Here is a 12,490-nt window from a genome sequence, read left to right on the forward strand (position 1 = left end):
AGAAAGATAGTGAAAACAACCTTTTTGTAAAATTTCTATTCAGCTTAAATGTAACTTATTGTGAATTAAGTTACATTCGGCACTCAAATAAAACAAAAGAAAAATAGTTGCAAATCGCTTTTTTAAGTTTTTGTTTTGATTGTGAGTCTATTAAATTATTTTCCGGTTTTAATTACTAGGACTGTTCCATCAATCTGTCCTGGCAGTGACTCCATTACGGCGCCTCTCCAGTAAATCTTCACTTTATCACCAATCTGGAACTCGGTGCCGATCTGCCTATTTATTAGCGGGATTCGGTAAATCGTTCCTGGACTTCCATTATCCGTACTCCCTTCATCCAGAAAGCGAGAAATGTCAACTTGCTCTTGCACTGCCTCAATGATTTCGATTTTTGTCTTTCCTTCGGTTTCATCTGGTTCGAGTTCTACTACCCAGATATTTTTTGTGTGTAAATTTCCATACGGATTCAATTCCATTTCTTGATAGACATAACCTGTTGTTGATCGCAGACTTATAAACCAGATGATGAACCCAAGAAAAAAAAGCAGTAGAATAGCGGAAATTCCCTTTGGTGGTTTCTTCATTGGTTGCCTCCCTTATATTTCTGTTAAATATTAGTATTATCTTCCTGTTTGAATGTAATCTAAATTATATTACTTTCAAATTCAAATAATAAAGAAAATATAAGGTTGAAATTTGTAAGTACCTTGTGAACTTTAATGGGAACAACTTCTTTATTTGTATTCAATTCCTTCATCTCTGAAAGACTGCTATTTATATTATGTTTCTTATAACAGTCATTCCTTAAAGTAGAAAAGTTACCAAGCTACGAGCCTGTATGTAAAGTTACTGATTTTTACCATCCTTTGAAATTGAAATCCCATTTTCTCCTGCTTATCACTGAATCCTAAATTCTACTTCCGGTAGTTTGTAATTCCCATGGATAGTTTGCAATGTTTTAAGCTTTATTTTTTATTTACGATCTCAACGTTCTACTTTTACAACAAGGATGACATAATATTGAGTTATTGGAAGGAAATGAATGTAACTTAAGTGCAGTTAAGTTACAATCAGCCAGTAATTACAAAAAGATCTTCTCTGTAAATACTTAGGATTAATCGAAGCAAAAGTCTTAAATAAATTATTCAATCACTTCAAAAGGAATCGCCATGCCACCATAGAGCGCTCGGTATTTGCCAGGCGTCAGTTCAGCATCCAGTTCGCTGACAGTGGTGTACATTAATGCTGTTTCTCCAGGAGAAATACCAAGAGCATCAGCTGTAAACGTATCATTCTTAAAAGGAACATTGTACCAGCTACCGGCAAAAAATCTGTCGATCGGGAATTTTCCGCCGCCGGCTCCCGTGTATTCTGTTTCTCTGTTATTATGTATCACAATGCCAATCTTTTCAGCAGAAGTTATGTATACTTCCTGTTCCATTGTGAGCTCCATACCATCCAAAGTACGAGGAAGCTCCTGGTTAGGCGCCCGATTCATCACGTGTAAAAACAAGACAAGTAAGAACAAGGAAACAAGCATATAAGAAATTACTCTGATTCTTTTCATTTGAATCCTCCTACCTTAGAATATCTGGAGATGTTTAATGGTACTCACAAAGAAAGTGAGTTCGATTTAAATCTGCTCTAAAACATAACTTGTTCAGACTTTACTGAAATAGATAAACAGTCTTTTGTATTAGTACGTTAAGGCTATTTAAATGTTTCAGAATCAATTAAGTACGTCTATTCCTATCGATTTCCTGTTTTTTAGCTCAAAAAAAGATGGGATTTAAATGTAACTTAATGGTAATTAAATTATATTCATTATTTGTTGTCTGGGACGGCTATATTTACGAAATAAGCGATGAGTACCCCGATAATGTAGATAACGAAATTGGTGAGGTAACTAGGTATTCCGGTGAAGAAGAAACGTACAGTGGAAACTTTTCAAATGAATACAAAAAAGGAACTAAGTATTTCTCAATTGAAGGAATTAATACGAGTGAAGCAATTGCGATCGAGGAGGACGATGGGAAATATAGAAAAGCTATAAGAGACGGGAAATATGGTGAGTTGACGGACTAACAAAGTGAATTAGTTTAGGAAGAAAAATTTTCTTTCTATACAATATCAGCAGTAAACAGTAGAAAACAACTGTCGAAGAAAAGGTCCTGGATTCGCATTAGAGATGTACATAAAGTGTGAAGAAATCTAAGTCTATGATCAGTTTGCATATGATTATTTATGAGAAGAAAAGCCGTGTTAGGATCTAGCTTCCCATCTTTTTTGCTTGTGCAATTGTAGTTTTACAGAGAGTAGTTTATGATGGTTAAAACAAATGAATTAGATTATTTTACAGTTAATTTTGATTTTTGATTCCAATTAAAATTGAGCGATTGAATATTTTAAAGGTGAATGAGGATGAATCAAAAAGATAATTACTATATTGAATGTTTTAATCTAATTGTAGATTCGATATCCAAAGTTTCTAATCTGAATCCACAATTAGAAACAGGAAACTTGTATTCTAAAAAAGAGTTAGCGATTTATAAAGAACAATTAACGATTGCTGCTGAAAGAGCTGAGGGTATCGTAAGAGAGCTAGAGGAACTTTCGGTATCAAAAATTATAACAACGGAACATAGTCAATTAATTGATGGCATAGATACTTTTATTAGAGGAGTAAACTTAACGAAAGAAAGTATGGATATTGAGAATCAGTCTATCGATGTACTATCTTATATCCATGGGAAAATTATTATTAAAAAAGGGATTAAAGAAACTAAAGTTGTCAGTAAAAGTATTGAAGAATAACTGAATAAATCATCCAAATAATCATATAAAGGGAAGCCGCAGTAACTTCACAAAAATCTTGGTGGCATTTTCCCTGCACCAAAGCAATCATAGCTGGTTGGACAAGATCTGATTGACAGGTGCTTTTTTCTACGAGAGCGATTTTGTCGGAAAAGTAAAATTTTAGGAAAGATACATGCACACATACCAAAAGGTTCTGGTTTAATTACTGGAACTTTTTTTATGCTTTTCTATTTCTATATGAAGAGGCAGGAAGGATCGAAAACTTTATTATACGGCGGACACATTGTGCTCATAAAGTTGTTTGAATATCAGATTGTTAAAGAGCCAGCGTTGATAATAAATCTTGGAAATAATATAATTTAGGTAAGAAAGCGGTTACATTTGGAGTGAAATGGTACGGGTTCCGCAAAATGCAGAAGACAACATTTCCTGGAAATGACCCGAGCCAAGATCATCCTTCTATTACAAACCTTGAAAATTAGTTTGCAATTTTTTAACCCCACAAACATCATAGCCATCATTGTTGCAATCCCTGGCATCTCCACCCTAACACCACATAGAATACAAAATCATCAAAATTAACTTCATGTAACAATCACTCACGACAGGAATAAAAGTGAAATTTTAAAGCCATTTAGGGAACCCCTTCCTTAAATGGTTTTTGGCAAGGGGGAAGGGCTCTTTGGAAATATAACTTTTGCAAAATGTTTCAAGGGAAGATTCTATTTTACTAAAAGGAGCAGAAAGAAAATGGAACTACCACGGGGGAAAAGTTACATCCGACTCGATCAGGTCAGCCAAGAAGATATAGACAACTTGATTTTAAGGGTTAATAGCTGTACCTGGCGGCAAACGTTTCATATCCAACCGGTTTCTGGGCTTCTCAATGATCCGAACGGCTTCTGTTTTTACAACGGTGAATATCATTTGTACTATCAATGGCATCCACTGGGTCCTTTTCATGGCTTGAAGTATTGGTACCATACCAAATCTGCAGACCTCGTAAACTGGACGAATGTCGGGATTGCCATTAAGCCGGACGAATATTTTGACAGCCACGGTGCATATTCGGGAAGTGCCGTTGAGTATAACGGAAACTTATATTTGTTGTACACGGGCAATACACGGGATGAAAATCTCGTGCGACATCCATATCTATGTATAGCCATGATGGATGAGGAAGGAAATATCATCAAATCGAAAAAGTCAGTTCTCGACAAAGTTCCAGCGGGGTATACAGAGCATTTTCGCGATCCGAAATTATGGAAAGAGGAAGACAAGTTTTATGCGGTAATCGGCGCCCAAAGAACCAATGAAACAGGGTGTGTCTGTTTGTTGAGTTCAGCTGATTTGTTGGAATGGAAATTTGAAGGAGAGTTGGCCACAAACTTGGATGACTTCGGATTTATGTGGGAATGCCCAGATTACTTTGAAATGGAAAATCAAGGTATCCTGATTTTTTCTCCACAAGGACTGGAACCAGTGGGGGATCTTTATCAAAATATTTACCAGGCGGGTTATGTGCTGGGCGAGAAGATCAATCTGCAGCAAAAGGAATTGATTCACGGAAGTTTTATCGAACTTGACCGTGGTTTTGATTTTTATGCCCCGCATACAATGAAGACCCCGAGTGGCAGGCGTCTTATGGTCGCCTGGATGGGTTTGCCTGAAATTGAATACCCCAGCGATATAAATGGATGGGCAAACTGCTTGACCATCCTGAGAGAATTATCGCTTCGCGATGGAAAACTTATTCAAAAACCTGTTCCGGAGCTCCAGGCACTCCGTAAGAACAAAGTCGAGGCAGAAGATACAATTTTGGATGAGAAGAAAATGGTTGAGGGATTCTCAGGAACCACTTATGAACTGATTTGTGAGTTTGAACGTGGGGACGCCTTAGAGTACGGTATAGAATTCCGAGCTGGTGAAGAAGAAAAAACGGTGATCAAATATGATGCAGTCCAGGGGAAAGTGATACTCGACCGCACTTTATCGGGCAAAGTGATTGGAAGCAAGTTTGGAACCGAAAGAAAATGCCAGATTGTTGGAGATGTTCGCAAATTTCATCTGTTCGTCGATTCTTCATCCGTAGAAATTTTTGTGAACGATGGAGAAGAAGTGTTTACGTCGCGGATTTTTCCGGATATAAGAAGCAAGGAAATCCGGTTTTATGCAACAGGTGGTTCAGTAGCGTTTAAAGCAGTCCAGTGGGATTATTAATAGCCGAATTTCCGAAGAAGGAGATGTGCTGAATGGGAAATTTATTTTCTATTGGCGAAATATTAATAGATTTTATCCCCCACCAAAAAGGAATCGCCTTAAAAGATGTCGTTTCTTTTACACGAGAGCCTGGTGGTGCTCCGGCAAATGTAGCGGCTGCTGTTGCAAAGCTTGGCGGAACTGCTTCACTGATTACCAAAGTAGGGGAAGATGCCTTTGGTGAATTTCTTTTGGAACAAATGGCACTGGCCGGTGTGAAAACCGATAAGATTGTAAGAACAAAAGAGGCGAATACCGGACTTGCCTTTGTATCATTGCGCGAAAACGGAGAACGCGACTTTTCATTTTACAGAAACCCTTCTGCAGATCTCTTGCTGAAAGACTCTGAAGTAATTGCTGACTGGTTTCATCAAAGGGATATTTTGCACTTTTGTTCTGTGGATTTGGTCGAGAGTCCGATGAAAGGAGCTCATCTCAAAGCGATTGGAGCTGCCAAGGCACGTGGTGGGATTATTAGTTTTGATCCCAATGTGCGTCTGCCTCTGTGGGACGATCCACAGGACTGCCGGAAGACCGTTCTGGATTTTATTCCGATGGCCCATATTGTCAAAATCTCTGATGATGAACTGGAGTTTATTACAGACATAGCAGATGAACAAAAAGCAATTGCGTCTTTTTTCACAGGAGATGTAAAGGTAGTGGTGTTAACAAAAGGTGCAAAAGGTGCGGACCTTTACTTGCAGAACAAAAAATATTCATCCGCGGGATATTCGGTAAAAGTGGAGGATACGACGGGGGCAGGAGACGCGTTCGTTGGCGGTTTCCTGTATCAGCTGTTGAAGATGAATACAGGGCAAGACAATCTGGAGGCTTTAGTAAGTGAGCATCCACAGGAAATACTAGCTTTTGCAAATGCCGCTGGAGCGCTGACTACTACCCGAAAAGGGGCCATCTCATCTCTTCCTACGAAAGAACAAGTCTTGGCGTTAATCAAATAAAACAAATTGCTATTCAGGGTGAAGGTGGTACACCCCGAAAGTTAGATTTGAAATCTAACTTTCGGGGTGTTTTTTAGCGGAAAAATTTAGAGAAGAATTTGAACTGGCTGAGATGTTCAAACAAGCTAAATGAATATACATGCGAGAAAAGAATTTACTTATTAACACATAAGTATTGATGGTATCCGTATGCCTAAAATGTATAGTTGGATATTTATTATAGGTATTGGTCATTTCATTTCTATCGCTTTATGATAGTAATAAAAATAACTGCAAGTTTCAGTTAAGGTACAAATTATTAATGCTTAACTATCTGAACTGAAAATATCCACAAGAGTAAGTAGAAGGGAGGTAATAAAATTGAAAAAATTCTCCATGAAGTTATGTATATTGGTAATTTTTTTCATCCTGACTGCTTGTTCTCCTGGCAAAAGCGAAACAATCGAAAGAGAAAATCCGGATGGAGTAGAGCTAAGCAATGAGACAATCCAAGAAAGGGGTGAAGCCGATATGTCAACTCCATTAGCTATAGAGTTAAAAATAGACGATGAAGTATTCTCAGCAAAACTTTATGATAATCAAACCACCCAAGCATTGGTTGAATTACTTCCTTTGAACGTAGACATGGAGGACCTTCATAGAAACGAAAAGTTCTATTATCTTTCAGATCGACTTCCAACAAATTCTGAGAGCCCAGGCGAGATTCGTGCAGGAGATATCATGCTTTATGGAGATAATTGCCTGGTCATTTTTTACAAAAACCTCTCTACTTCCCATAATTATACTCGTCTCGGACATATTGAAGACATGGAAAGATTTGCTCAAGTTATTGGGAATGGAGATATAACTGTCACGCTTGATTTAGCTAGAAACGATAAGTAACTATGAATAAAAGACGGTATACGTTTAGACATTGCATATATCCAAACACCACTTCTTCATAAAAAGAACGCATCAAGTCTTAGGCTCGATGCGTTCTTTTATATATAATCTAGCCAATCATAAAAATTATGCACAGCTATTCCGTAATTTTCTTTAGGATCTTTGCCGGAACTCCTGCCACCACCGATTTTGCTGGAACATCTTTCACAACAACTGCGCCTGCCGCAATAACTGCGCTGTCCCCAATTGTCACACCAGGCAAAATGGTGGCGTTTGATCCAATCCATACATTTTCGCCTATGACTACGGGAGAGGGAGTAGTGATGCCTCTTTTTTCCAAGGGCAAGCCGTGATTCAAAGTAGCGATGACGACATTCATACCGACCAAAGCCCCATTTCCGATGCTAATGCCGCCCCGATCCTGAAATGAACAGCCGGTGTTAATGAAAACATCTTTGCCGATGCTTATATTTTTGCCAAAGTCGGTATAAAAAGGTGGCAAACATAAAAACGAAGCGTCGACTTGTGTGCCTGTCAGTTCAGAGAACAGCGCAACGATTTCTTCTTGTGTGTGAAAATTTGCATTCAGCTCCATCATTATCTTCTGCGCTTGAAAACTACTTTGCACGAGTAGTCTGTGCAATTCTTTATCTGTGCTTGAAATGGGATTGCCTGCTTTGCAAAAATCGATAAATTTCTGCATCTCCATTAGAAAAACCACCTATCATTTGCAAAATGTATTTATACTTCTTGAGCTATCGGGCGAATGATCAGCTCGCTGACCGAAACGCGATCCGGTGTATCAGTGACATACGCCACGGCTCGGGCATTATCTTCTGCAACTAGTCCCCATTCGGACTGGGCTTAAAGGGCCGCAGATGCTTTTTTATCATTGATTGTTTTATACAATTCAGTTTCCACTGGATGCTCCCATAATAACGATTACTTTTCCTTCGATTGCCATCTTTATTTCCTCCTTCAATGGGTTTATCTATTCCTTTTTATCATAAAGTGATAGTATTCAGATATCCAATACCTATATCAAATAATCTACTATGCTTTTAGCGTATAGATAAAAGGAGGCTATTATGGAAATTCGTGTTTTGCGCTATTTTATTGCAGTAGCAAATGAACAAAATATTTCAGCAGCCGCGAAACAGCTGCACCTGTCTCAACCGACTTTATCAAGGCAATTGAAAGACTTGGAATTGGAACTGGGAACCACTTTATTTGAACGGGGAAATCGAAAAATTACCTTAACAGAGGAAGGGTTGTTCCTTTTCAACAAAGCAAAGGAAATTGTGGAGCTAACCGAAAAAACCGAAGCCAATTTGAAGGGAGCAAAAGAAGAAATTGGTGGGGAAGTGTATATTGGCGGCGGAGAAACCGAAGCCATGCAATTCATTGCGAAAACTTTTAAAGAAATGCTCTTGAGCCACTCAGGCATGCGTTTTCACCTTTACAGCGGCAATTCGGATGATATTACCGACAAATTGGATAATGGACTATTGGATTTCGGCATTGTCATCGAACCGATGGACAAACAGAAATACGATTACTTAAAGCTGCCAGCGACAGATTCATGGGGCGTCTTGATGCGAAAAGACAGTCCACTCGCGCAAAAATCATTTATTCAGCCTGAGGATTTAATGGATAAACCTTTGTTGATCTCCCGGCAAACAGCAGTCAGCAACGAAATGACTGGCTGGTTTGGAAAAGATATTGAAGATCTTCATGTCATCGGAACCTATAACCTGATTTACAACGCGGCCTTGATGGTGGAAGAAAACATCGGTTATGCATTATGTCTGGATAAGTTAGTTAATACTACAGGGGATAGCAAGCTCTGTTTTCTCCCATTGCGGCCCAAATTAGAAGCGAGCTTAAACGTAATTTGGAAAAAGCATCAGGTCTTTTCTAGTGCAGCTAATCTGTTTTTAAACCAACTTCGAATTAATATACAAAAATCCGATCCATTTGATTGAAGCGTTTTTACATCAAAGATAAAGGGAGGACAAAAGGTAATTGCAAATCTCTTCACAGCAGGAAGAAAGCCCAACTGAGACAGTAAAAAAACCCAAGCTTTAACCAGGAGCTGTAACAAGTAAAACTATTGTTGCGTAGCAAGGTTCTGATGATTTATTTAAGTAAGTTAAAAGGAGATAGATCGCTCTGTATGGAATACTTCAAGAAATAGATAAAATAATGAGGAGGATTTCTATGAAAAAAACTTTTGTTTTAACTTTTTTGTCGGTCCTGTTAATAGGATGCTCCTCGATGGCTGCTGAAAAAGAGCTGCCGATTGAAATGATTGCTTTTAATAGTCTTTCTGATACAGAGCAAGAACTTATTCCATTAAGTCCAAAAGACTCTCTTGTAACTAAACAAGCAATCACTACTGAAATTCAACCTAAAATTGACTCTAATTACGATGAAGAAGAGGTTTATTCGGTTGTATTCAATGACACAGCTACAACTACAACGGGAAACCTAATTGTATTTATAGATTTGGATAAAAAGAGAGTAGTAGGAAAAGGGTTTCAAGAACAGAAATGATAGCGGTTGAAAGTAACTTATTGATAATTATGTTCCTTTCAAATGAGCAGCTAGTTTTATAAATGGAGGTTAGATTATGCATGAGATTATTAAGTTATTGGAAACAAATAAAAAAGGCTTAGAGGAATCTGCGATAAGAGATACGGAGCAAAGGTTGACTGTTCGTTTCCCGAATCAGTATGTTCAATTGTTTAAAATGGCCAATGGTCCTGAAGTTGGAGAATGGACTTTATTTCCTATCAAAGATCCTAGCAGTATGAAAAAAACGTGGGACGACGTGGTTAGACAAAACGAGGAAGTTGTGGATGGGAGGATTCCTAAAAATCTGATGGCGATTGCCGAAGATGGTACTGGAGATTACTTATGCTTGAAGGTAGAAGATGGAAAAGCAGGAGATCCCATTTTTTTATGGCTTCATGAATTAGACGAGACGGAAGAACTGGCTCCAACGTTAAAAGATTTTATCACCACTACAATTCAAGAGGAGTTTGAAGATTTTGATGAAGATTGAATGTAACTTATTGTGAAAGAAGTTACATTCAAAGGCCAGGAAAAAGGGAGAATACTTAGTCTGGCCATAATCATTATGAGGAGGCATGGAAACAATTGATGCAGGACTGACTTTCCTTGCTGGTACAGTGTATACCTTTGTGTTACTGCCGATTACTGTTCCCGTTCTTTGGCTTCTTGTCACCGGTTTTGGGCAGTTGCGAAACCAGTTTCATTTCAGTAATATTCAACACTTTAAAGATAATGAAGGATGATAAAAGGAGTTGAGACTTTTGATTGATAAAGAAACACAGATTAAAGTATTGCTTTATGGAAATCCATTAAAGTTTGCTTGTGAGACTTTGGGTGTTAACAACATGATGCATCATGAGTACTCGGAGGTTTTTACGGTTAGCAAAGAAGAAGTCTACGAATATACCTCCATTCATGGCATTCCGGAAAGTGGGCCGATGAACAGAGATCCAGGCTTCTATTATTATGAAGAAGAAGGCAAATGGCATACCTTACTTAAAGAGCGAGGACAGGTCTTTGATGAAAAAAACTTTGAGGATGAGAAGCTTGCTAAAAAGTACATCGTCACTACCTTGTTGCAATTGCGGATGACTGGCTTGTATTAAAAGTTTTTTCCTTTTACTTAAAACCAAATGATGCGTTCGCCCATCATTCTTAAAAGTCAATAGTGATCGGTTGGACAAGGCTGATTGCATCTGGAAAAATTTGCAGGCAAAATTCGAGCTGTTTTGGGAAGGGCGGAATTGAGAAGTGGTTTGCTTCTTCTAAAGCCACTTTGTTGGTGAAGTATATGAACTTTATTTACATGAAAAAAAGATTCCAGATAACTACTGGAATCTTTTTTGTCTGTAATATGAATGCTCTTATTTGTTAGATAGCAAAGGTTCATCTTTACGATAATTTTCATCAATAATTAAAATGGGTTTGATGGTTTTGCCGCTATTCGAATCTGCAGCTGCTTGATTGATTTCACTCAGTTTATAAAATTTAACCAGTTTCTCAAATGGGAATTTGCCTTCTTTGTGGTATTGTATAAGTTGCGGAACCGCCAGTTGTGGAACAGCATCTCCCATTAAAACACCGATAAGCTTACGGTTCGCCATGACTAAATCTGTAAAGGTATTAAATTCGATTGAGTTCGGTGTTACAGCTACAGGAGCTGCAATACCCCCGATTCCCAGAACCTCAATGGATGCTTTCATGACGGCTGAAATGCCTGTTGTATCAACAGAATAGTCGACGCCTAGATCGCCTCTAATTTCGGCAATACGATCTGCCAGATTTTCCATCTTGCTATTTATTGTATGGGTTGCCCCTAGCTCTCGTGCGATTTCCAAACGCGAATCATGAATGTCAATTGCGATGATGGTTGAGCATCCTTCGATTTTTGCAGACATAAGTGCACCAAGTCCCACCGCACCTGTACCAAACACGGCAATCGCTGAGGAGGTCTTTGGTTTTAATCCATTGACTACAGTACCAAAGCCGGTCAATAACCCACAGCCCAGTGGACCAAATAATCGCAAATCCTCGTCGGCACCAACTTTAATTAAGTTATTGGCGTTTGTAATGGTATACGTAGCGAAAGAGCTCTGAGTGAAGAAATTTGACACCGGAGTTCCATCTTCTTTAGTAAAAGTATGGCTGCCATCTTGACGGGTACCCGCAAAATTTAAGTTTATCCATTGATTGCAGGATGAGGGATGCCCTGTACGGCAACTCGCGCACGTGCCACAATAATTGTAAGCCATGACAACTTGATCTCCAACTTCAAAGTTTTTGACAGCGTTTCCAACCTGTTCAATAATGCCGGCTCCTTCATGGCCTAACACGCCAGGCATTGGAAACGCGGCATCCCCAATACGTAATGCTTCATCTGAATGGCAAATACCGGTTGCCACTATTTTCACAACTACTTCATCGGGGTAAATTTCACCAAGCGTCAATTCTTCAATTTGATAATCTTCGTTCACTCCATTTACGACCGCAGCTGTTATTTTCATTCAAACTCCTCCAATTCATAATTGTTGGTAAAATGAATTCCATAGATTTTTCAGCATCATTTTGTCGTAGGCTTCGATTTGAAAGCAGTCGTTACATGGACATAATTCTTATTCCTCCTTTGGAATCAAATCGCCGTATGTTGAATGTATTTTTGATAGAGAGAAATATCCGAACGGCATTATCTATATATTGTCACAATTATCAGATAATATCAACAACTTAATATAGTGACGAATTGTTCCACCGGCTAAGACTGGATATCGTGCCCCTTAAGTTTTAAACTATGTTTCATATGCTGTTACCGAAAATTGCTTCGCTTCAAAAATTAGCTCATATTTCGTCTGCCATTTATCTATTTAAATAAAGTGTTGGATGTGAGGTATGTCACAGTTTCAAATCAAAGACTGTTATAGGATAAAAATGAGAGAATAATCTATACTTATTGATTCACTCTAGTTCTAATGGTAGGGTGAGCCTCGAACGATAAAAAC

14 protein-coding genes are annotated in these 12,490 nt (G+C 38.4%); 10 read left to right on the forward strand and 4 right to left on the reverse strand.

From position 1 onward, the window contains the following. Positions 1-155: 155 nt before the first annotated feature. Both AC4EHK_RS08060 and AC4EHK_RS08065 read right to left on the reverse strand, forming a co-directional pair. The gene (locus tag AC4EHK_RS08060) at positions 156-584 is read right to left on the reverse strand and encodes a hypothetical protein (protein ID WP_490978280.1); all 429 of its coding nucleotides are present in this window, start codon (positions 582-584) and stop codon (positions 156-158) included. Positions 585-1,141: 557 nt separating this feature from the next. Further along, positions 1,142-1,567 (reverse strand): immunoglobulin-like domain-containing protein, encoded by a 426-nt coding sequence (locus AC4EHK_RS08065; protein ID WP_490978281.1) that lies wholly within the window; start codon positions 1,565-1,567, stop codon positions 1,142-1,144. Positions 1,568-1,803: 236 nt separating this feature from the next. On the opposite strand from AC4EHK_RS08065, the gene AC4EHK_RS08070 reads away from it, so the two are divergent. The 5 genes from AC4EHK_RS08070 to AC4EHK_RS08090 all read left to right on the forward strand — a co-directional run bounded on the left by AC4EHK_RS08070 (position 1,804) and on the right by AC4EHK_RS08090 (position 6,917). Further along, entirely contained in the window at positions 1,804-2,085 is a 282-nt protein-coding gene (locus AC4EHK_RS08070; RefSeq protein ID WP_490978282.1) for a hypothetical protein, read from the forward strand. Between the two features lie 336 nt (positions 2,086-2,421). Further along, a complete protein-coding gene (locus AC4EHK_RS08075; protein ID WP_490978283.1) occupies positions 2,422-2,814 on the forward strand; it encodes a hypothetical protein in 393 nt (130 codons plus the stop codon). 753 nt (positions 2,815-3,567) lie between these two features. Then, positions 3,568-5,037 (forward strand): sucrose-6-phosphate hydrolase, encoded by a 1,470-nt coding sequence (locus AC4EHK_RS08080; protein WP_490978284.1) that lies wholly within the window; start codon positions 3,568-3,570, stop codon positions 5,035-5,037. Between the two features lie 32 nt (positions 5,038-5,069). Further along, on the forward strand, positions 5,070-6,035 hold the full coding sequence (locus AC4EHK_RS08085; RefSeq protein WP_490978285.1) for a carbohydrate kinase family protein: 966 nt from the start codon (positions 5,070-5,072) through the stop codon (positions 6,033-6,035). Positions 6,036-6,395: 360 nt separating this feature from the next. Beyond that, complete coding sequence (locus AC4EHK_RS08090; protein WP_490978286.1) at positions 6,396-6,917, forward strand: cyclophilin-like fold protein; 522 nt, start codon at positions 6,396-6,398, stop codon at positions 6,915-6,917. A gap of 136 nt (positions 6,918-7,053) precedes the next feature. Here the strand turns inward: AC4EHK_RS08090 and AC4EHK_RS08095 are convergent, their stop codons facing one another. Continuing rightward, positions 7,054-7,626, reverse strand: a complete 573-nt coding sequence (locus AC4EHK_RS08095) for a DapH/DapD/GlmU-related protein (protein WP_490978287.1) — start codon at positions 7,624-7,626, stop codon at positions 7,054-7,056. A gap of 379 nt (positions 7,627-8,005) precedes the next feature. Here AC4EHK_RS08095 and AC4EHK_RS08100 point away from each other — a divergent pair, with 379 nt between their 5' ends. The 5 genes from AC4EHK_RS08100 to AC4EHK_RS08120 all read left to right on the forward strand — a co-directional run bounded on the left by AC4EHK_RS08100 (position 8,006) and on the right by AC4EHK_RS08120 (position 10,600). Then, positions 8,006-8,902 carry a LysR family transcriptional regulator gene (locus tag AC4EHK_RS08100; RefSeq protein ID WP_490978288.1) on the forward strand — a complete coding sequence of 299 codons (897 nt, stop codon included), beginning with the start codon at positions 8,006-8,008 and terminating at the stop codon, positions 8,900-8,902. 292 nt (positions 8,903-9,194) lie between these two features. Beyond that, positions 9,195-9,473, forward strand: a complete 279-nt coding sequence (locus AC4EHK_RS08105) for a hypothetical protein (protein WP_490978289.1) — start codon at positions 9,195-9,197, stop codon at positions 9,471-9,473. Positions 9,474-9,549: 76 nt separating this feature from the next. Continuing rightward, positions 9,550-9,984 (forward strand): SMI1/KNR4 family protein, encoded by a 435-nt coding sequence (locus AC4EHK_RS08110; RefSeq protein ID WP_490978290.1) that lies wholly within the window; start codon positions 9,550-9,552, stop codon positions 9,982-9,984. An 85-nt stretch (positions 9,985-10,069) separates the two neighbouring features. Continuing rightward, the gene (locus AC4EHK_RS08115; RefSeq protein WP_490978291.1) at positions 10,070-10,237 is read left to right on the forward strand and encodes a hypothetical protein; all 168 of its coding nucleotides are present in this window, start codon (positions 10,070-10,072) and stop codon (positions 10,235-10,237) included. Positions 10,238-10,255: 18 nt separating this feature from the next. Next, complete coding sequence (locus tag AC4EHK_RS08120; RefSeq protein ID WP_490978292.1) at positions 10,256-10,600, forward strand: hypothetical protein; 345 nt, start codon at positions 10,256-10,258, stop codon at positions 10,598-10,600. Positions 10,601-10,858: 258 nt separating this feature from the next. Here AC4EHK_RS08120 and AC4EHK_RS08125 read toward each other — a convergent pair whose 3' ends face one another. Further along, complete coding sequence (locus tag AC4EHK_RS08125) at positions 10,859-11,998, reverse strand: NAD(P)-dependent alcohol dehydrogenase (RefSeq protein WP_490978293.1); 1,140 nt, start codon at positions 11,996-11,998, stop codon at positions 10,859-10,861. Positions 11,999-12,490 lie beyond the last annotated feature (492 nt).

The sequence above is a fragment of the Planococcus sp. TJ-307 genome (assembly GCF_058268435.1).

Excerpts from the sequence above, each read along its gene's own strand:
- AC4EHK_RS08060 (WP_490978280.1), bottom strand. The coding sequence starts at position 584 with ATGAAGAAACCACCAAAGGGAATTTCCGCTATTCTACTGCTTTTTTTT.
- AC4EHK_RS08065 (WP_490978281.1), bottom strand. The coding sequence starts at position 1,567 with ATGAAAAGAATCAGAGTAATTTCTTATATGCTTGTTTCCTTGTTCTTA.
- AC4EHK_RS08070 (WP_490978282.1), top strand. The coding sequence starts at position 1,804 with ATGGTAATTAAATTATATTCATTATTTGTTGTCTGGGACGGCTATATT.
- AC4EHK_RS08075 (WP_490978283.1), top strand. The coding sequence starts at position 2,422 with ATGAATCAAAAAGATAATTACTATATTGAATGTTTTAATCTAATTGTA.
- AC4EHK_RS08080 (WP_490978284.1), top strand. The coding sequence starts at position 3,568 with ATGGAACTACCACGGGGGAAAAGTTACATCCGACTCGATCAGGTCAGC.
- AC4EHK_RS08085 (WP_490978285.1), top strand. The coding sequence starts at position 5,070 with ATGGGAAATTTATTTTCTATTGGCGAAATATTAATAGATTTTATCCCC.
- AC4EHK_RS08095 (WP_490978287.1), bottom strand. The coding sequence starts at position 7,626 with ATGGAGATGCAGAAATTTATCGATTTTTGCAAAGCAGGCAATCCCATT.
- AC4EHK_RS08100 (WP_490978288.1), top strand. The coding sequence starts at position 8,006 with ATGGAAATTCGTGTTTTGCGCTATTTTATTGCAGTAGCAAATGAACAA.
- AC4EHK_RS08105 (WP_490978289.1), top strand. The coding sequence starts at position 9,195 with ATGGCTGCTGAAAAAGAGCTGCCGATTGAAATGATTGCTTTTAATAGT.
- AC4EHK_RS08110 (WP_490978290.1), top strand. The coding sequence starts at position 9,550 with ATGCATGAGATTATTAAGTTATTGGAAACAAATAAAAAAGGCTTAGAG.
- AC4EHK_RS08115 (WP_490978291.1), top strand. The coding sequence starts at position 10,070 with ATGGAAACAATTGATGCAGGACTGACTTTCCTTGCTGGTACAGTGTAT.
- AC4EHK_RS08125 (WP_490978293.1), bottom strand. The coding sequence starts at position 11,998 with ATGAAAATAACAGCTGCGGTCGTAAATGGAGTGAACGAAGATTATCAA.